Origin of the sequence: Microcoleus sp. FACHB-1515 (assembly GCF_014696105.1) — a bacterium.
In the GTDB taxonomy this organism is placed as follows: domain Bacteria; phylum Cyanobacteriota; class Cyanobacteriia; order Elainellales; family Elainellaceae; genus JAAUTJ01.
Genome location: NZ_JACJPO010000074.1, coordinates 22,597 through 40,040, shown reverse-complemented (window position 1 = coordinate 40,040; position 17,444 = coordinate 22,597). Strand labels below are relative to the sequence as shown.

Below are 17,444 nucleotides of genomic sequence, written 5' to 3'. Positions count from 1 at the left end.
TAGGGGAATATCACTCAGCGGTGATCGCGCTGCTTTTCGGGGCGATCGATTAATGAGCGATCGCCCCTGTGGTCTACTCGATGAAGAGATAGCGCACCAGCATACTCATCACGTCTTCGGGCTGCGGCGTAAAGCAAATTTCATCGCGCAGCTTGAGCGGTTCTGCCCAGTCGTGTACATCGGCATAGCCAAGCTGATGCAGGCGCATTGTCGTTTGCCGCACCGCGATCGGCGCACCAAGCAAGATGTGCTTGATGGGCAGTCGAGGATCTTGCGGCAGACGAATCACCGAAGAAACTTGCGGCTTGGGGGCAGGCAAATCTGAGCCGCCGTTAGTGGACGAGCAATCGAAGTATTCCATGAGTTTTCCTTGTGTTAGGTGGGTAGGAAAACCCAAAAGTCTAGCCGCCCCGACGCAAGACGCAGCAATCGAGACGGCTAGAAGGGTATGATCCCAGTTAGCCTATCAACTGCCCTGTTCAGTTTGGTGGGTCAGCGGCTCGAAGTCTGTTGCGAGCAGCTTCGGGTCGCGTGGCTAGACCTTGGGTCTAAGCGATCGGTCTTTGCTGTCATTTGGCAGCATTAGCAAGCAACACTAGCGGAATTATTCGGCAAAGTCAAGCGGTTTCTCCTGAATCTAGGGTGAGTTTTCAAAGTCCCCCTTGAGAAGGGGGATTTAGGGGGATCTTCTTTAGGCAATCTCACCACCAGAAAGGTTTAGAACATACCCTAGCTGAGTATCGATGATCGAGTTTTCCGTCTCGGCAATCACTGCTTGGTGTGAGTTCAGTCACAAAAATTGGGTACTCCTAATTTAGGACGGGGTGCATTGTTGGGAATCGCCGCTTCCAACAGGCGATCGCTGTCCTGGCTTTTGCGCGGATGCTGCCGAAAAGAGCACAAAAATTTCTTTTTCAAGTTTCTGGAATCACATCCGATGTTGTTGTAGATCACCGATGGTTCGCGGGTGGATCACTGCTTGCTCGTCTTTCGGCAGATAACCTGCTGGTATGAGCAGGCGATAAAGCTCAGCCTCTAGTGAACTGTAAAGTATTTCGCTTGGCTGAATGGTTGAGCAAATATTCTCCAGTAAGGTTGGATTACTGAAATTTCTTTTTAATCGTTGCTGTTATAGGGGGATGCGATGCGTTACTTTTCTTCAAATCATTTTTCTGTGCGTCCTCTGTTCCAAAGCGCTCGATCGCTTGCCCAAGCTGCTACAGGTCTAGCTCTGGCCACCGGAATGGCGATCGCTACGCCTACTTATGCCGCCGAAGCGTCGCAGCGATCGATCGTCAAGCAAGCAGCCAGTGTGGAGCAAACAGCAGAACAAACGGCAGAACAAACGGCCAGCCAGCCGCTTGCCAATGGTGTGTATCTCTACGGTCAGTCACCGGAAGCGGAGCAGCTTGGTTCTGCCTACATGGTGTTTGAAGTGCGCGATCGCCAAATCACCGGAGCGTTCTACATGCCCTATTCGTCGTTCGACTGCTTCAACGGTGCGATCGAATCGAATCGCTTGGCGCTCAACGTGATTGACAGCTATGAGCAGGCATCTTACCCCTATGAAATTGGCCTGGAGCAAAGCGACGCAGTGGCAACGGTCGGCAACATGACAATTACGCCCGTGCAGATCGAAGGCTTTCACCGGATTGATACCGTCAGCGAAAACGACCAGCGGATTTTGGCAAGCTGCCAAACGAATTTGCAGTAACCGTTCGTTTGGAGTGGCCGTCCGTTTGCAGTAACAGCCAATTTGTGCGAACCCTGTTCGATCGCGCCCGACGGAGGGAAATAAAAGTTTGACCAGCGATCGGGGATGCTTCGGTGTCCCCGTTTTTTTATTTCAGGTCGGCAAATCGATCGGTGAGGCTGACCAAGGCGCTACGAACTCCCGGTTCCGTTGCCGAGTGGCCTGCATCTGGAATGATGAACAGTTCGGCTTCCGGCCAAGCGCGATGCAGTTCCCAAGCAGAAACTGTCGGACAAACCACGTCATAGCGACCCTGCACGATTGCAGCGGGAATGTGACGGATGCGATCGATCTGCTCAATTAAATAGTTATCGGTGGGCAGAAAGCCGCGATTCACAAAGTAGTGGCACTCGATTCGCGCAAACGCATCCGCAAAATCTTCCATTCCAAATCGCCGCTCTAGAGCAGGATCGATCATCAATTTGCTCGTCCGGCCTTCCCAGACTGACCAAGCCTGCGCCGCTTCCTGCCGCACCGAAGGATCATTACTTGTCAAGCGCTGGTAGTACGCCGCGATCAAGTCCTGTCGTTCTTCGGGTGGAATTGGCTTGAGATAATCTTCCCAAGCGTCGGGAAACAAATAGCTCGCGCCTTCCTGGTAAAACCAGCGCAGTTCTTTCGATCGCAGCAGAAAGATTCCGCGCAAAATCAAGCCCGTGCAGCGATCGGGATGCGTCTGACTGTAGGCTAGCGCCAAGGTGCTGCCCCAACTGCCGCCAAATACCGTCCAGGAATCGATTTCCAGGTGCGATCGCAGTTTCTCAATGTCGCTGACCAAATCCCAAGTTGTATTTTCTCGCAGTTCCGCATGAGGCGTACTGCGTCCACAGCCGCGCTGCTCAAACAAAACGACACGCCACTTTTGCGGATCGAAAAATTGACGATAGAACGGTTCGCAGCCGCCTCCCGGCCCGCCGTGCAGAAACACGATCGGCTTGCCGTTCGGATTGCCAACCTGCTCAAAATAAAGCGTGTGCAGATCGGAAACGGACAGCATCCCCGTCCTGTAGGGTTCGATCGCCGGATACAAATTCGGCATAGGGGTAAAACCTCTCCTGATGGGGGCGGACATTCCCCCGCTCGAAAGAGTAGCGCGATTTCGCTGCTCCGGTACGATCGAAGTATGACTCGCTTCATCGTGGCATGAACAGCAACCTCAAAATTGGCAATCTATTTGGCATTCCGTTTTACGTCAATCCGTCTTGGTTTGTCGTTCTCGCGCTGGTGACTTGGAGCTACGGCAACGGGCTATCGATCGAGTTTCCCGCTTTGGGCACAGGTGCGTGGCTGCTGGGATTTGTCGCCGCACTGCTGCTGTTTGCCTCGGTTTTGGCGCATGAACTCGGCCACAGCTTTGTGGCTCGCTGGCAAGGCATCAGCGTGAATTCGATTACGCTGTTTATTTTCGGCGGACTCGCAGCGCTGGGTGAAGAATCGAAAACGCCCGGACAAGCCTTTCAGGTCGCGATCGCTGGCCCGCTCGTCAGTCTGATTTTATTTGGCTCGTTCACGGCACTGGATGCCTTTGTTGCCCTGCCGCCTGTTGCCAGCGCGATCGTCGGTCTGCTGGCCTACATTAATCTTGCCCTGGCGCTATTTAACTTGATTCCCGGTTTGCCGCTGGATGGTGGCAACGTCCTGAAAGCGATCGTCTGGAAGATCACAGGCAAACCCTACAAAGGAGTGGCGTTTGCCAGCGTGGTCGGTCAAATCATTGGCTGGGCGGCGATCGCGATCGGCTTTGGTTCGCTGTTGGGGCTAATTCCGTTTGGCAGCTTTTGGCTGATTTTGATTGGCGGATTTTTGCTGCAAAACGCGCAGCGATCGAATCAGGTTGCGACGCTGCAAGCGAAACTGGCTGGCCTGACGGCGGCTGATGTGGTGGCAACTGACAGTCCGATCGCTCAAGCGGACAGTTCGGTGCGCGAGTTCGTCAACAGTTCGGTTATCGGTCGCGATCTGCCCTGGACAAAGTTTCTCGTTGTGGATGCGGAAGGCAAACTGGTGGGTGAACTGTCGCTCGATGCGCTCAAAGCAATTCCGACGAATGACTGGTGGAACGTGACGATCGCGCAAGTCATGCAGCCGATCGCAAATCTGGAGACGGTCGCGCCGGATCGATCGCTGCTAGACGTGGTGAACCTGCTGGAAGACAAGAAACTGTCGGTCTTGGCAGTAGTGGGCGAGAACGGTACGCTCGTCGGCCTGCTGGAAAAAGCTTCGATCGCACAGCGGCTCGCTGAAGCCAAACCTGCCTGAAGCCGATTAGGATGCATCACCGTTTGTAGGGGCACGATCGATCGTGCCCCTACTGCTATTTAGAACGGTTTGATCGCTTAGCTGAAGTAGTTCCCCACCGAGAGAACGGTGGCTCTTGCATCTCTCGGCTTGAGTTCCAGCCCGCTGACGTTGATCACCCAATCGCTGCTCGGCGAAAATCTGCGGTTGCCGTCATTAATCACCATGTAGGCACTGCCGCGCCAGCGGAGGATAGCGGCTTCGTTGCCTTTGAGCGCCTGGTTGCCCCGCGATCGCGCATTGCGATCGCCAAACACCGATCGAATCGCTCCGGTTAAGCTGCGAGCCGTGCGATTTCCAGCATTAAACAGCGCTCTGGGTCGCTCGATGGTGGACAGATTGCCGTCGCGATCGAGCGAGATGCGATCGCCTTGCCCAAATTTGAGGTCGGTGATGCGATCGATTTCGTCAATTCGCGATTGTCTGGCGCTGATCACAAAGCGATCGGCTCCGGCTCCGCCCGTCATCCTATCGGCTCCGGCTCCGCCTGTGAGGATGTCGTTGCCGCCGAGTCCAACCAGCGTGTCATTGCCTGCCAAGCCATCGATCGTGTCGTTGAATTCGCCGCCTGTCAGCGTTTCGCCTGCATCTGTGCCAATCAGGTTGAGTTCTGTCGGTGGCGGATTGATGATTGCGGTGGCCGCCGTCACCCGCAGACCGTAATCGCCCTGCCGACCGGGAGCCGCGCCCGCTCCGGTGAACGGATTGTAATTGGCGGCTTGCGGACTCGACGCATTGACGCCGATGTAGTAGGTTGTGCCCGCTGTGACGGCAATTTGGGCAAAGCTGCCTCGCGTCGTGCTGTCTTCGTCATCGTTAATCGCGATCTGGTTGCCGTTGGCGTCGAAGATGCGGAGGAACGTATCGGCACTAAAGGCAGCAGTGGCGATCGCTCGCACATCAATTCGTCCGGTTTCGCTCGCCACAAACCGATAGATGTCGATGTCATCCGCACCGCTGACGAAGCCGTTGTCCTGCCCGATGTTCGCCTGAATCGTTTGGCCGAGGCTGATGGTTTGGACAGCACCATTGCTGACGCGATCGTTTGACAGCACAACCGCCTGCGATTGCGGCAGCACGCGACTGTTGAAGATATATTCGCCTGTGTCGCCTGCCGAACCGCTGCCCAACTGAAACGGATTGAAGCTGCTGTTGCCGTAGCCTGCGATCGCCACGAAGTAATCGGTATTGGCGGTGATTTCGTACTGCAAGCGCGGATCGAGCGCGTCCGTGTCGTCATTGGAGGCGAGCAGATTGCCGTTCGCGTCGAACAGCAAGGCCACCGTATCGACTGAAGTGCCGACAGTTGCGTTGGTGGTGGAGTCGATGTCGATGTCAAGAATGCCTGCGGTGGGCGAATTGATGCGGACAAAATCCACATCGCGATTGCCCACCTCGATCAACTGTCCCGTGCGGAAGTTGGTGTCTTGCCCAATCACGCCGCGCTGACCGCTGACCGGAAGCGGAATGACAGAACTGTCGAGTGCCTGTGTAATGCTGCCGTTCTGGTCGTTGCTGACGAACGAAACAGTGAGATTGTACAGCCCGCCTGTTCCCGATGCGGGACGGTTGTCAAGATTGGTGGCGTTGTAGCTTTGATTGAAGAAGTCGGACACGCCGATGTAGTAGGTTTCGCCGCGCTCGACGATCGCGCCCAAAAAGCTATCAGTCGTGTGGCCTTGAAAGGACTGGCGATCGGTTGGACTTTCAAACACCAAGTTTGGAAAGCGTGAATCGGTAAATTCGGTGAATTCGTTATCGGCATTGAAGGCCAGGTCATCATCGCTGGCAAACGGATCGCCATCCGGGAAAAATAGCTCGTTGCCATCTGCATCAAACAAACGCAAATAGGAATCGACAAATCCACTGTCAAACGGCGTGTCGATATCGATCGATAAAATTCCGTTGTCCGGAATGACAATCTTGAACAAGTCCACATCCGACACGCCCACAGACCGCCCGTAGTCTGCGCCGATCGAGCCGTTGAAAAACAAAGGTTCGCGATCGGTTCCCAGGTTCACGGCGACTGCGCCGCTAATCAAGCCGTTCGGGTCGGGACTGACCAGCGAAAGTTGCAGCGCATAGTTTCCGGTTGCGCCCGCAATGCCGCTGCCTGCCACAGTGGGATTGTAAGTTGAGTTGTTAAAACCGCTAACGCCAGCGTAGTACGTACCGGGATTGAGCCTTGTTGTGATCTTGGAGAAGAAATTGGCGTCGCTGATATCGTCGCTGAACGTGATTTGATTGCCGTTGGCATCAAACAGGCGCAGATAAGAATCGAAATTTGCCGGATTGTTCGGATTGCCACTGAGTTCGATCGACACATCGCCCGGTGCTGCGACGACAAAGCGATACATATCCACATCGCTGCCGCCAATCTGCGTACTTTGACCGTCAATACCGATCGAACCAAAAATCGGCGCAACCGCTTCGCCTGTGAGCGTCGGCGCAACGATCGCCCCTTGAATTGTGCCGTTTGAATCGCCGCTCGGTGCAGATGATTGAAAGCGGCGCTGCACTTCTTGAACGGCAGCGTAAACATCGAGGCGCGGATAGTTGACCTGCGTGTTGGTCACGTTGTCGTCTTCATCATCGCCATCAAACAGCGAATCAGCAGTCGATCGCAAAATTTCTACCACTTCGGCAGGCGTGAGCAAGCGTCCGCCAAACTGCTGCGCGGCTTCCTGAAGCAACGCCACCGCACCTGCAACGATCGGCGAGGCCATGCTGGTTCCGGCCATGTCCCTCAAACCGCCGCCCGGAACTGTACTGGTGATTAATGCACCAGGCGCAAACAGCATGTTGTTGGCCGCGAGCCGCTGGCTAAAGCTGGTGATGCGATCGGCTCCGGTCGTGAAATCGATCGCCGTTGCGCCTTCTGGCCCCCACCATTGGTCGCGGTTTATTCCGTCTTTCCACACAGCGCCGACCGAAAGCGTACTGTAGATCGCTGGAGCACCGACGTTTTGATATTCGTTGTTTTTGTAGGAATTTCCCGCCGCTGAAACGACCGTAACTCCCGCCGCTTCGAGACGGCGAATGTCATCTGAAAGAATATCGCCTGTCACTTCTGAGGGCGATTGATAAAAGCCGCTGCCCAACGACATATTAACGGCCACAATGTTGTAGCGCTGGCGGTTGGCAAGCACCCATTCCAGCGCGTCTTCAACGGTCGTAAAGTTCGTGAAGCCTGACGGTTCAAACACCTGAAGACCAATCAGCCGCACATCCGGCGCTACGCCAATATCGCCATTGCGAGCGCCGATCGTGCCCGAAACATGCGTGCCGTGATCGTCGCGATCGATCGGATTGTCGCCACCATTGACAAAATCCACGCCCGCAATATAGTTCGGTTGCAGGAGGGGATGCGTGCGATCGAGTCCGGTATCAATCACAGCAACGCTCATGCCGCTGCCGTCAATTCCTGCAAAGCGCGGATCGTTCCGCAGTTGCGTCAAGCCAATCAGATCAAAGGCTGCATTTGACATCTATAAATTTCCTTGAAGCACCGAGATGTTAAATCGATCGAGGTTGCAATTCTGACTGCCGAGCATAGTTTTACTGAAGCACGAGGCGAGCACAATGCCGAGAATTGACAGATTTTTTGCAGGTTTCCGAAAAGGCAATTTCGCTAAGCTGTGAACATAACAATTCGCTTTGATGGCTATGACTCCGAAATTTGCGGACGCGATCGCCTGGCAGCAAGCCGAAATTTTGATGCAGCCTGTGTTCATTCGCATCATCGACAATCTGCGTAAGCAGCTTGAACAAACCACCTGGAAAGGAACCTATCACGACACACAAACTTGGCCGGATGGTGTCACAGACGACATCAAAGCGCAAGTTCTTGATTTGCATCAGCAACTGATTCGCGCTTCTGACGATCACGAAATTGCCGAAATCGAACACACGCTGGCACAACTGCCGCGTTTTCAGCCCGGATATGAGCTTTGGCTCGAACCAGGCGATACCGTTCCGCAAGCAAGCGATACCATTCCGGAAGCACAAAGCGATACCGTTCCGCAAGCAAGCGATACCGTTCCGGGAGCGCAAAGCGATCGCCAAATCAAACTTGATCTGTGGCAGTTGTGCTATCAGGTTTGCTTCCGCGACTATCATCCCGGAACGCCCGATGATCTCATTGCCGTTGACACGGATTTACTCGACGAAGATGGCGAAGTGGATTGGTTTCTACTTGACCAAAAAGCCAAGCATCTGATTGAACAAACCTTTCGTCAGCTACCGCAGTGATCAAGCTTGCTCATATTGTTAATCCCGTCATTGTTTCGCCCAGTTCCGGCCTCTACATTGCTCAGCCCATCACTTTTGAAACGATGCGGATTGCTCAAGCATTCGCTGCCAATTGCGTTTCGATTTCGCTCTTCTCCGCGCAGTATCTTGAAGATCAATCGATCGTTCCTGATGATTTTCAGCAAACGCCAAATCTCGATCGATCCGTTCAAGATGTTGGTTTTTTTCAGAAGCCCAGAAAACTGCCGCTGATTGTCGATATTCTCGATCGACTTTATGCAGCAACCGATGCAGACTACTTCATTTATACCAACGTTGATATTGCCTTGATGCCCAGTTTTTATCTAACTGTCAAGGGGGCGATCGATCAGGGCTACGACGCATTCGCAATCAATCGTCGCACAATTTCCAAAACCTACTCGAATCTATCAGAAATTCCCTTAATGTTTGCTGAGGTTGGCACACCCCAAGGCGGACACGACTGCTTTGTGTTTCGACGCAATGTTTATCCGAAGTATCAGTTAGGAAATGCCTGTATTGGAGCCGCCAAAATTGGAAAGGTAATGCTCCTCAATTTGATGGTTCATAGTGAAAAGTTCTTTGAATTTCGCGACTGGCACGCCACGTTTCATCTGGGAAACGATCGCGCCTGGAAAGCGCCAGAGCTGCAAGACTATTTTGACCACAACGAAAGCGAACTCATTCGCATTTTTCACCACTACTGCCGTACTGAAGCGCTAATCGAGCATCCGCAGATGCAGAAGTTAATCGATCGATATTCTCCCTCAGTTCTACCGGATTAGGGCAAAACGTTGAGAGGGGCACGGCAGCGCCATGTCCCTCCGCGATGCGAATTACTAAACGGTGGTGAAGCTCGATCGCTACGACGTAGCATCTGTGGACGGCGTGAACTCAAGGGCAACGCCGTTCATGCAGTAGCGATCGCCTGTTGGGGCGGGACCGTCTTTGAAGACGTGACCGAGATGTCCGCCGCAGCGACGACAGTGAACTTCAGTGCGCGTCATGAACAGCGATCGATCAACGGTTGTTTCGATCGCGCCTTCGATCGGGGCATAGAAGCTCGGCCAACCTGTGCGGCTGTTGAACTTTGTCTCTGAGGTAAATAGCGGCGTTCCGCAGCCAGCACAAACATAAGTTCCCGTCTCGTAATTCTTGTCAAGCGGGCTGGTTCCAGCGCGTTCTGTGCCGTGTTTACGCAACACATGAAACTGTTCTGGCGTTAAAATTTCGCGCCATTCTGCTTCGGTTTTGGCTACTTCAAACGATTCGTTTTTGGAGGTCGTCATCGTATTTTCTCAATCTTTATCTATACCAATTATACCAATCCGCTTCAATTCGCTTGGTGTTGAAATTGCGGCTTGATAGAATGCAGAAAATCAGTTCGATCGCTTGAGGGATTTTACCCGATGGTCATGCAAGCACAAAAGCAACGCTACTACTCACCAGAAGAATATCTCGCGTTAGAAGTCAACGCCAAAGAACGACATATTTACATGGATGGTGAAATTATTGAAATGCCAGGTGGAACTCCAAATCACAACCAAATCGCAGGAAATCTCTATGCATCACTGAATTTTGCATTGAAGCGGCAACCTTTTCAGGGGTTTATCACGGATCAGCGACTTTGGGTTCCAAACTTGCGAAGCTTTACCTACCCAGATGTAATGGTGATTGCTCAGCCGATCGAACTGATGGAAGGGCGAAAAGACACGCTCACTAATCCGCTAATCATTGCAGAAATACTGTCAAACTCAACAGAAAGTTACGATCGCGCTCAAAAATTTGCGGCCTATCGATCGATTTCCAGCCTTCAAGAATATGTGTTGATTGATCAGTACGCCATGCATGTTGAGCATTATGCAAAAGCTGAATCTCGAAAGTGGATTTTTTGTGAATACGACGGCGAAGATTCAATCTTGACGCTGGCTTCTGTCGTATTTCAAATTTCACTGGCTGACCTTTATGACAAAGTGGATTTCAGCAGTGAAGAACCACAAGCAGTCTATGAACTCCAAGAAGATGAAGCTTGAGTCGATCGAGCCAAACAAAAATGCTGAAAAATCGCCGCAGCCCCGGTCACATTCGGAGCAAAGCCGAACGCTTCAACTGCACCATGCGATCGAATTCCGCCAACCGCCCCGCTTTCTCGATACAGTAGATCTGCTAATTCGATCGCCTTTGTCTCATGAGTGGTTCTGTCAATGATCAAGATGATGCGCTTCCTCGGAGTGCAGAGGAAGCAGAACCGCCTTTGGAAATTCCGCATGTGACAACGGCAACGCCGCCGCTGAGCTTGGTGGAAACGGCGTTTTTGGCAAGTACGGCGAGTTTGCTGTGGATGGTGAGCTACTATCTCAGCGTCGGCCCCTGGATGCGGATTGTGTTTCCCACGCCGATCGCGCTGATCTATCTACGTTGGGGACAGCGAGCCGCCTGGATGTGTACGATCGTGACGACGCTGCTGTTGGGTGTGCTGACGGGACCATATTTGAGTCTGCTATTTTTGATTCCCTACGGTCTGATCGGTGTGCAGCTTGGCGCAATGTGGCGCAAAGGCTCACCTTGGTTTCCCTCGATCCTTACGGGCACGTTGATCTCGACGTTTGGCTTTTTTCTGCGCGTCTGGATTCTTTCCACCTTTTTGGGCGAAGATCTTTGGCTCTACATCACCAATCGCATTACAGATTTGATCGAGTGGGCAACGACCCGCTTGGTTGACTGGGGGCTTTTGGGCATCGGCATGTTAGGCCAGCCGGATTTGACGATCGTGCAGATTGTCACAGTGGCAATGATTTTGCTGAGTGATTTGGTTTATTTGTTCACCGTGCATTTGGCGGCTTGGCTGCTGTTAGAGCGCGTGGGCAATCCCATTCCCGATCCGCCGCGCTGGGTGCAGGTGTTGATGGAGGACGCCTGAGCGGTGATCGGCATTTACTCGCAGCCGCAGTTGTGTCAAGCGTGGATCGATCGCTTCTGTTCAATGCAGCCCTACTTTGCCTGCGTCTTGGGCTTCACCGACACAGGCTTGATTCCCCACATTTCTGCGGCAGGCCGGACACCACGCGATCGCCAGTTCACCGCCCTTGCCGATGCCGAATTTCTCTATGGCGGTGTGCAGCCTCATCCGCGCTATCCGCTGCCACCGCTGACAGCAGGCGCGTCTCCGACTTTGATTTCACGAGCGATCGCTCAGTCTCAAGCAATTCCTGTTCAGCTTTTTAATGCGGGATTGCGCCTTGCCCCGTCTGTTCCCTGCATCGATTTGGGCGGCGAAGCGGCGAACTGCGTGTCAACCGGAAAGGCGATCGATCTGGCAACGGTCGAACATTTATTGCAGCAGGGCTTGCGCTGGGGTGAAGCGATCGCAGCTCAAACCGACTATTTAATTTTGGGTGAATGCGTCGTCGGTGGCACCACAACGGCGCTGGCCGTCCTGACAGGCTTGGGCTGGGACGCAGCAGGAAAAGTCAACAGCAGCCATCCGCACTGCAATCACTCGCAGAAGTGGGACATCGTGCAGGCGGGATTGCAACAGTTGCCAGCCGGAAGCGATCCCCTGAAAGTTGTGGCGGCAGTGGGCGATCCGATGCAGATTGCTGTGGCGGGCATGGCGATCGCAGCGAGTCGATCGATCGGCGTGTTGCTGGCAGGCGGAACGCAAATGCTAGCGGTGTATGCGCTGCTTCGGGCGATTGCACATTGTCGATCGCTGGCGTGGCAGGGCGATCGCGTTGTGGTGGGCACGACGCGCTGGGTCGCTGAAGATCCAACAGGCGACACGGTGGGATTGGCAAAACTGCTGGATGCACCTTTAGTGGCAACGCGACTCAGCTTTGCAAATTCTCGGTTTGATCAGCTTCGCGCCTATGAGCAAGGCTTTGTGAAAGAAGGCGTCGGAGCGGGCGGTATGGCGATCGCAGCCCATCTCTACCAAGGCTGGCAGCAGACCGAACTGCTCCAGGCGATCGAGGCGTTGGCGGCAGAGTATGCGGAGCGACACGGCTAAGGCAAGCTACTGAATGCGCTGGGCGAGCAGTTGTTCTTCGAGGGCAGCGATGCGATTGTAGGCAGCGGTGAGCTGAGCGGTGAGGCGCTGAATTTGAATTTCAGGTGACAAGCCGCGATCGCCGCTTTGCAGTTCAGCGTCTTGATAGTCCGAATCAACCAGCACATCTTTGTGAGTCAGCGTTGCATCAACGCCAAAGCCTGTGTTGCCATAGCGCCGCGAAACCGAAGCGCTTCCATACTCGCTGACGCTGGTGTTGGCACGAACTTCTGAGAGAACTTCAACCGTTTTGTCGTTGAGCTGATCGATCGATCGTTGGAGTGCGTCAACCCTGGTATTGAGTGAAGCGACTTGATTTTGAAGAGAGTCCATTTGACGCCTTTCGCTTGAGAAAATCAACTTCTTTATCCTAAATAACTTCATTGAAAATGATCGAGAATTCCTGAATCATTTAACGATTTTCTTTATGTAAGAATTGTTACAGATTCTTAGTGCTGTATCAATCTGAAATTCTGAAAAAATCCACACATTAACTTTGGCTGAACTCTAGCAAGTTCGCGGCTTCTCGGCCACATTGCGATCGATCCACTGCTAGATTGCTCGTCGCAATTTGCACAGCGAGAATTGTCCGGAAGCCTTTCAGATTTTGTGGCAGATTATTCGATCGAATCTGGAGGCGAACTGTTTCAATTCTGTGTATTATTACTCAATTAATTGATGGACGATTATTTCAAATCTCAATTCCCAAATTTTGTCGCACTCCAAGTTCCAATAATTCGTGGTCTTATTCAATAAAAACCTATTGCACTTCAAACTGACATTGAAAATCATCTATCTCGCACTGGCTGCGCTCAGCTCACAAAAAAAGCTGTCAGAATGAGTAAGCGGCACGTTCATTCGGGTTTCTTTTGCGATGCTCAGCTTTCAAGATTTTTTTGTCGCCTGTGCAGGATTGTGGCGAACCGATCGCACCTATCACTCCATTCGATCGGGCGAGATTGAGCGGTCATACACCGAATTTCGCGCTGACACGCTGGCCGAAGTCGAAAAACAGCGAATTTTGAGCGGTGGTGACTTTTCTGGGATCAAGCTGGATGTGGCCGCTTTGGTGCAGGAAAACGCCTGCCCCGGCTTTGCGATCGCCTTTGACACCAAATCCGAAACGGGTGAAGAAGTCTCGATGCAGCTCAACGCTTTGTTTGTGCCCGATCGCTATGTGGATGCTGCCGCCGCTGAATTCGAGCCGCAGCCGCAGCCTGCCGCTGCTGAAGTGGCCGATGCCGACGCGATCGCCGGATTTTATTTGCGCGATGAAGGCTACTCGGAATCCGGTGCGATCGCCGGACGCTTCACCTATCAGCCGATTCGCCAAACGCTGGAAATGACGACGTATTACAAGCGATCGGTGGCCGTTGATCAGATGCGACTGGTTGCGCCCGATGTGCGGCTGAGAACGATCGTCACCTACCAGCGTCCGCCCGCAGGCGAACCGCCCAGCGTAATTACCTTAATCGGCTTTGGCGTTGAGAAAAAAGACCAAGCTTCATGATCAACCGTCGATCGCTGCTGGTGGGAATGGGAAGCGTGTCGATCGCCGCGCTGCTGTCGAGTTGCAATCGTCCGAACGATTCAACGTTGCGTGTGCAGTTGCTCAAAGATTCCTTGCCGCCGCAGCTTCTTGGTCAATTTCAGCAGCAGGCAAATACCAAAATCGCCGTCAATTCTCAAGCGCAGCTCGCCAACCTCTACAAGCTGCTGCAAACCGCGCAACAACCGCAAGGTGGCTTGCTCCGTCGATCGCCACCTGCTGCGGATCTCGTCAGCCTGGGCGATAGTTGGTTGAATGCAGCGATCGCCCAAAACCTAATTCAGCCGCTTGAACTACAAGACTCTGCCGCGTGGCAAAACCTGCCGCAGCGATGGCGCGATCTGGCTCAGCGCAACGGTCAAATCTGGGCGGCTCCCTACCGCTGGGGAACGCTGATGATCGTTTATCGGCGCGATGCGTTCGATCGCCTCGACTGGAAAATTCAAGACTGGGCGGATTTGTGGCGATCGCCGCTGCAAGGCAAGCTGGGCTTGATTGACAGTCCGCGTGTGGCGGTCGGCGTGACGCTGAAGAAATTGGGACGGTCGTTCAATTTAGACAATCTCAGCAGCGTTCCGACTCTCGAAGCCGAACTGCGATCGCTCCATCAGCAACTCAGGTTCTATAGTTCCGAAGCGTATTTGCAGCCGCTTTTGCTGGGTCAAATTTGGGCGGCGATCGGCTGGTCGTTCGAGATTTTGCCAGTCTTGGAGCGGAACTACAAGCTTGGTGCTGTGATTCCGCCTTCAGGAACGCTGCTGAACGCCGATTTGTGGGTGCGTCCCAAAAGCGATCGACCCGCCAATCCGCTCTTAAATCAACTGATCGAATTTTGCTGGCAGCCCGAAGTGGCAACGGCAATTTCGCTGCTGAGCGATGCGGCTTCTCCAGTTCTAGAAGCCGATCGCGCCAATTTGCCCGACGCTTTGCGCGAGGATGGGCTGAAGCTTCCGGCCAAGGAACTGCTCGATCGCAGCGAATTTTTGCAGCCGTTGCCCAAAACTACGGTTGACCAGTACCGCCGCTTGTGGGAAACGGTGAGATCGTAAAGCCGCCCTGAAAGCCGCCAGGCCCGGACGAATCGAGAAACACGCTGCATGAACCATCTGCCGCATCAGGACAAATGTAGGCGGCCAACAGTTCTTGCTGACGGTTAAAAATGCGAGTGCTGTAGCCAAAATCCTGCGCTGCTGTGCCGAACTGATTGAGAAACGTATAGCGCTCTAGGTAGCTGTAGCTGCTCCAAATCTGCTGGTTGACGATCAAATCAACACGCGGCGGTGTGCCATCTAAGCCAGCGTTTGCAATCCAGGTGGCAAGCAGCTTTCCGCCAAACTGCTCTTGTGTCCACCACAGGCTCGGCAGCGTCAGACCCGCAGGTGGATTTTGCTCAACCGTTTCTGCTGTAACGATCGATCCGTCCGCAGGCGTGGCTCCCGGTTCCAGCAAGTTCGGATCGAGCGGATCAGTCAGCAGCAACAGCGTTGTCTCATCCAAGCTAGGGGACTGAGCGATCGCGTTTCCACTCGGCAGAACAGCGATCGCGATCAGAAGTGCGACGACACAGATTGGGGGATTGAGGCGGGAGAATTGGGGGAAGGGCATTGCGATCGCCTATCACTGACTGCTTTGACGATTCTATAAAACTCCAGGTTTCTGAATCGCGCTGGAAAGCATTCGATCGCCAATCTTCGTAGTTCTCAATGCAAATTTGCCTGAACTCAGCGTCCTCGTAGTTCGTTGAGGGTGACACTGCGGCTGCTCAAGAAACGGAAAAGGCGATCGACCCTGAACAAGGTCGATCGCCTCTTTTAGAACTATGTAGCTAGAAATATAGCGCTACGCAGACAGGTTAGGACGGTTTTTGGCAGCATCGACCCAATCACGAAAGGTCTCAAACTCATCCCACCGTTGTCGCATCCAATGCTTGAGCACACTCCACCCGTGTTCAATCTTGTTCCAATCTGGACAATAGGAGGGCAAGTACCCAATCTCACATCCTGCTGGCGCCACAATCTCTTCAATGGCTTGACCCAGATGAAAACTGGCATTGTCAATCACGATGACACCCCCCGGCTGCAATTGCGGCACTGAGCACGCCTCCAACCACAACTCAAACAAGTCTCGGTTGCATCAAAAACGTCATTGGAGCCAACAAGCATCCTGCTTGCAGGGCGGCCATCCAAGGTTGATGCGGTCGTGACTGCTGCCCTCTAGAGGGTCGGCCAAATTCGTCACCGTGTAGTTAATGGGACTGCTCAGCAGGTACTGGCAGTAGTCCACTTTAGTGAAGCTCATTTCTCCAGTTTAAGATTTCTCCTGCGTAACTCCTGTTAGCGATCGATCGAACCACCGCCACCAAACTTATCGAGACTCGATCGCTTTTGTCTTGAGAAAAGAACGGAGAGAGAGGGATTCGAACCCTCGTTAGAGTTACCCCTAAACAGCATTTCCAGTGCTGCGCCTTCAACCACTCGGCCATCTCTCCCGATGGCGGTAGAAAACTCTACCCACGCAAGTGGCTATGTTAGCAGAAATCCGGGCACACTGAAAGCGCGGCTTGTTTCGTTCGGCCTGTGGTGGTGTCGATCGCTTTATGATCAAAGTCTGTACGACCTTTTCGCGTGATTCATGCCTTACCACACCATTGAAATTTTCGATCGCCAAACCGGAAAGCGCCATCTGGTCGAAGTTCCAGGCGATCGCTACATCCTGCACAGCGCTGAAGCCCAAGGCGTCAAGTTGCCGTTTGCCTGCCGAAATGGAGCCTGCACGACCTGCGCGGTTCGGGTTTTGTCCGGCGACATCTATCAGCCGGAAGCGATGGGCTTGTCGCCCAAGCTGCAAGAAACCTATGCTTTGCTGTGCGTCAGCTATGCCTGTTCGGATCTCAAAGTTGAAACGCAAAACGAAGACGAAGTGTATGAGCTTCAGTTCGGTCAACACTTTGGTAAAGGAAAAGTCCGGCGCGGTTTGCCGCTGGATGAAGATTAGCTTCGTTCTGATCGCGATGCTGCTGACAAGCTGTCAGGCAGCACCGCGATCGATCGAAACCGGACTGGTCACGCGCGTCACGAGCGGCCAAACGATCGAAGTTCGCCTCAATTCGCAAATCCAAACGGTCAGTCTGCTCGGCGTTGAAGCTCCCGATCCGCGTCAGCAACCTTGGGCAAATCAAGCCAAACAGCGCCTGCAAGAATTGATCGAAGGGCAGATAGTCCGGTTGGAGTTTGCGCCGATCGAATCAACAAGCTATCGTTCGGCTTTGGTGTGGCTCGATCGCGCCTTCGTGAATGAACAGTTGATTGAAGAAGGATTGGTCTTGGTTCGATCGAACGTGCTGTCTCCTTACGACGATCGCCTTGCCCATGCTCAAGAAAAAGCTCGCATTCTCGGTCAGGGCATTTGGAATCCATCTCAGCCGATGCGACAAACCCCGACGCAGTTTCGCACTCAGGCAGCGTCGTGATTTTCACCGGAGGTCGATCGCGTAACCAACCCAGAAAGCAAAAAGCCCTTCGCAAGGG

At 53.3% G+C, this 17,444-nt stretch carries 17 protein-coding genes, 1 tRNA gene and 2 pseudogenes; 11 read left to right on the top strand and 9 right to left on the bottom strand.

The genetic code is table 11. From position 1 onward, the window contains the following. Positions 1 to 73: 73 nt before the first annotated feature. Positions 74 to 361 (bottom strand): hypothetical protein, encoded by a 288-nt coding sequence (locus H6F67_RS25085; protein WP_190769386.1) that lies wholly within the window; start codon positions 359 to 361, stop codon positions 74 to 76. 813 nt (positions 362 to 1,174) lie between these two features. Between H6F67_RS25085 and H6F67_RS25080 the strand changes: the two genes are divergently transcribed. After that, entirely contained in the window at positions 1,175 to 1,714 is a 540-nt protein-coding gene (locus tag H6F67_RS25080; protein ID WP_190769385.1) for a hypothetical protein, read from the top strand. A 127-nt stretch (positions 1,715 to 1,841) separates the two neighbouring features. Here the strand turns inward: H6F67_RS25080 and pip are convergent, their stop codons facing one another. Continuing rightward, entirely contained in the window at positions 1,842 to 2,792 is a 951-nt protein-coding gene (gene pip, locus H6F67_RS25075) for a prolyl aminopeptidase (protein ID WP_190769384.1), read from the bottom strand. Positions 2,793 to 2,896: 104 nt separating this feature from the next. On the opposite strand from pip, the gene H6F67_RS25070 reads away from it, so the two are divergent. Next, complete coding sequence (locus H6F67_RS25070; protein WP_190769383.1) at positions 2,897 to 4,012, top strand: site-2 protease family protein; 1,116 nt, start codon at positions 2,897 to 2,899, stop codon at positions 4,010 to 4,012. Between the two features lie 77 nt (positions 4,013 to 4,089). On the opposite strand, the gene H6F67_RS25065 is transcribed toward H6F67_RS25070, so the two are convergent. Then, the gene (locus tag H6F67_RS25065) at positions 4,090 to 7,539 is read right to left on the bottom strand and encodes a DVUA0089 family protein (protein WP_190769382.1); all 3,450 of its coding nucleotides are present in this window, start codon (positions 7,537 to 7,539) and stop codon (positions 4,090 to 4,092) included. Positions 7,540 to 7,717: 178 nt separating this feature from the next. Between H6F67_RS25065 and H6F67_RS25060 the strand changes: the two genes are divergently transcribed. Further along, on the top strand, positions 7,718 to 8,302 hold the full coding sequence (locus tag H6F67_RS25060) for a hypothetical protein (RefSeq protein ID WP_190769381.1): 585 nt from the start codon (positions 7,718 to 7,720) through the stop codon (positions 8,300 to 8,302). Beyond that, positions 8,299 to 9,105, top strand: a complete 807-nt coding sequence (locus H6F67_RS25055) for a hypothetical protein (protein ID WP_190769380.1) — start codon at positions 8,299 to 8,301, stop codon at positions 9,103 to 9,105. Before H6F67_RS25060 ends, H6F67_RS25055 begins: the two co-directional genes overlap by 4 nt. Positions 9,106 to 9,183: 78 nt before the next feature. Here H6F67_RS25055 and msrB read toward each other — a convergent pair whose 3' ends face one another. Further along, on the bottom strand, positions 9,184 to 9,609 hold the full coding sequence (msrB, locus tag H6F67_RS25050) for a peptide-methionine (R)-S-oxide reductase MsrB (RefSeq protein WP_190769379.1): 426 nt from the start codon (positions 9,607 to 9,609) through the stop codon (positions 9,184 to 9,186). 126 nt (positions 9,610 to 9,735) lie between these two features. Here msrB and H6F67_RS25045 point away from each other — a divergent pair, with 126 nt between their 5' ends. The 3 genes from H6F67_RS25045 to cobT all read left to right on the top strand — a co-directional run bounded on the left by H6F67_RS25045 (position 9,736) and on the right by cobT (position 12,329). Beyond that, complete coding sequence (locus tag H6F67_RS25045) at positions 9,736 to 10,353, top strand: Uma2 family endonuclease (RefSeq protein ID WP_396799051.1); 618 nt, start codon at positions 9,736 to 9,738, stop codon at positions 10,351 to 10,353. 155 nt (positions 10,354 to 10,508) lie between these two features. Then, entirely contained in the window at positions 10,509 to 11,240 is a 732-nt protein-coding gene (locus H6F67_RS25040; RefSeq protein WP_190769377.1) for a DUF2232 domain-containing protein, read from the top strand. A 3-nt stretch (positions 11,241 to 11,243) separates the two neighbouring features. Continuing rightward, complete coding sequence (cobT, locus tag H6F67_RS25035) at positions 11,244 to 12,329, top strand: nicotinate mononucleotide-dependent phosphoribosyltransferase CobT (RefSeq protein ID WP_190769376.1); 1,086 nt, start codon at positions 11,244 to 11,246, stop codon at positions 12,327 to 12,329. Between the two features lie 6 nt (positions 12,330 to 12,335). Here the strand turns inward: cobT and H6F67_RS25030 are convergent, their stop codons facing one another. Continuing rightward, complete coding sequence (locus H6F67_RS25030; protein ID WP_190769375.1) at positions 12,336 to 12,701, bottom strand: hypothetical protein; 366 nt, start codon at positions 12,699 to 12,701, stop codon at positions 12,336 to 12,338. A 541-nt stretch (positions 12,702 to 13,242) separates the two neighbouring features. On the opposite strand from H6F67_RS25030, the gene H6F67_RS25025 reads away from it, so the two are divergent. Continuing rightward, positions 13,243 to 13,878, top strand: a complete 636-nt coding sequence (locus H6F67_RS25025; RefSeq protein ID WP_190769374.1) for a phycobiliprotein lyase — start codon at positions 13,243 to 13,245, stop codon at positions 13,876 to 13,878. Beyond that, complete coding sequence (locus tag H6F67_RS25020; protein ID WP_190769373.1) at positions 13,875 to 14,966, top strand: extracellular solute-binding protein; 1,092 nt, start codon at positions 13,875 to 13,877, stop codon at positions 14,964 to 14,966. The genes H6F67_RS25025 and H6F67_RS25020 overlap by 4 nt, the downstream gene beginning before the upstream one ends. On the opposite strand, the gene H6F67_RS25015 is transcribed toward H6F67_RS25020, so the two are convergent. From H6F67_RS25015 to H6F67_RS25000, 4 genes and pseudogenes are all read right to left on the bottom strand, one after another. Then, positions 14,920 to 15,522, bottom strand: a complete 603-nt coding sequence (locus H6F67_RS25015; protein WP_190769372.1) for a hypothetical protein — start codon at positions 15,520 to 15,522, stop codon at positions 14,920 to 14,922. The genes H6F67_RS25020 and H6F67_RS25015 overlap by 47 nt on opposite strands. A 234-nt stretch (positions 15,523 to 15,756) precedes the next feature. After that, positions 15,757 to 16,102 (bottom strand): annotated as a pseudogene (locus H6F67_RS25010) (transposase); the annotation flags it as partial. A 2-nt stretch (positions 16,103 to 16,104) separates the two neighbouring features. Then, a pseudogene (locus H6F67_RS25005) lies at positions 16,105 to 16,215 on the bottom strand (IS701 family transposase); the annotation flags it as partial. A gap of 103 nt (positions 16,216 to 16,318) precedes the next feature. Next, positions 16,319 to 16,405, bottom strand: a tRNA-Ser gene (locus H6F67_RS25000). A gap of 143 nt (positions 16,406 to 16,548) precedes the next feature. Here H6F67_RS25000 and H6F67_RS24995 point away from each other — a divergent pair. Further along, positions 16,549 to 16,911: a 2Fe-2S iron-sulfur cluster-binding protein gene (locus tag H6F67_RS24995; protein ID WP_190769370.1), complete on the top strand. Its 363-nt coding sequence runs from the start codon at positions 16,549 to 16,551 to the stop codon at positions 16,909 to 16,911. Then, positions 16,901 to 17,386: a thermonuclease family protein gene (locus H6F67_RS24990; protein ID WP_206753941.1), complete on the top strand. Its 486-nt coding sequence runs from the start codon at positions 16,901 to 16,903 to the stop codon at positions 17,384 to 17,386. The genes H6F67_RS24995 and H6F67_RS24990 overlap by 11 nt, the downstream gene beginning before the upstream one ends. The last annotated feature ends 58 nt before the right edge of the window (positions 17,387 to 17,444 follow it).

Excerpts from the sequence above, each read along its gene's own strand:
- H6F67_RS25085 (WP_190769386.1), bottom strand. The coding sequence starts at position 361 with ATGGAATACTTCGATTGCTCGTCCACTAACGGCGGCTCAGATTTGCCT.
- pip (WP_190769384.1), bottom strand. The coding sequence starts at position 2,792 with ATGCCGAATTTGTATCCGGCGATCGAACCCTACAGGACGGGGATGCTG.
- H6F67_RS25070 (WP_190769383.1), top strand. The coding sequence starts at position 2,897 with ATGAACAGCAACCTCAAAATTGGCAATCTATTTGGCATTCCGTTTTAC.
- H6F67_RS25065 (WP_190769382.1), bottom strand. The coding sequence starts at position 7,539 with ATGTCAAATGCAGCCTTTGATCTGATTGGCTTGACGCAACTGCGGAAC.
- H6F67_RS25060 (WP_190769381.1), top strand. The coding sequence starts at position 7,718 with ATGACTCCGAAATTTGCGGACGCGATCGCCTGGCAGCAAGCCGAAATT.
- msrB (WP_190769379.1), bottom strand. The coding sequence starts at position 9,609 with ATGACGACCTCCAAAAACGAATCGTTTGAAGTAGCCAAAACCGAAGCA.
- H6F67_RS25045 (WP_396799051.1), top strand. The coding sequence starts at position 9,736 with ATGCAAGCACAAAAGCAACGCTACTACTCACCAGAAGAATATCTCGCG.
- H6F67_RS25040 (WP_190769377.1), top strand. The coding sequence starts at position 10,509 with ATGAGTGGTTCTGTCAATGATCAAGATGATGCGCTTCCTCGGAGTGCA.
- H6F67_RS25030 (WP_190769375.1), bottom strand. The coding sequence starts at position 12,701 with ATGGACTCTCTTCAAAATCAAGTCGCTTCACTCAATACCAGGGTTGAC.
- H6F67_RS25025 (WP_190769374.1), top strand. The coding sequence starts at position 13,243 with ATGCTCAGCTTTCAAGATTTTTTTGTCGCCTGTGCAGGATTGTGGCGA.
- H6F67_RS25020 (WP_190769373.1), top strand. The coding sequence starts at position 13,875 with ATGATCAACCGTCGATCGCTGCTGGTGGGAATGGGAAGCGTGTCGATC.
- H6F67_RS25015 (WP_190769372.1), bottom strand. The coding sequence starts at position 15,522 with ATGCCCTTCCCCCAATTCTCCCGCCTCAATCCCCCAATCTGTGTCGTC.
- H6F67_RS24995 (WP_190769370.1), top strand. The coding sequence starts at position 16,549 with ATGCCTTACCACACCATTGAAATTTTCGATCGCCAAACCGGAAAGCGC.
- H6F67_RS24990 (WP_206753941.1), top strand. The coding sequence starts at position 16,901 with ATGAAGATTAGCTTCGTTCTGATCGCGATGCTGCTGACAAGCTGTCAG.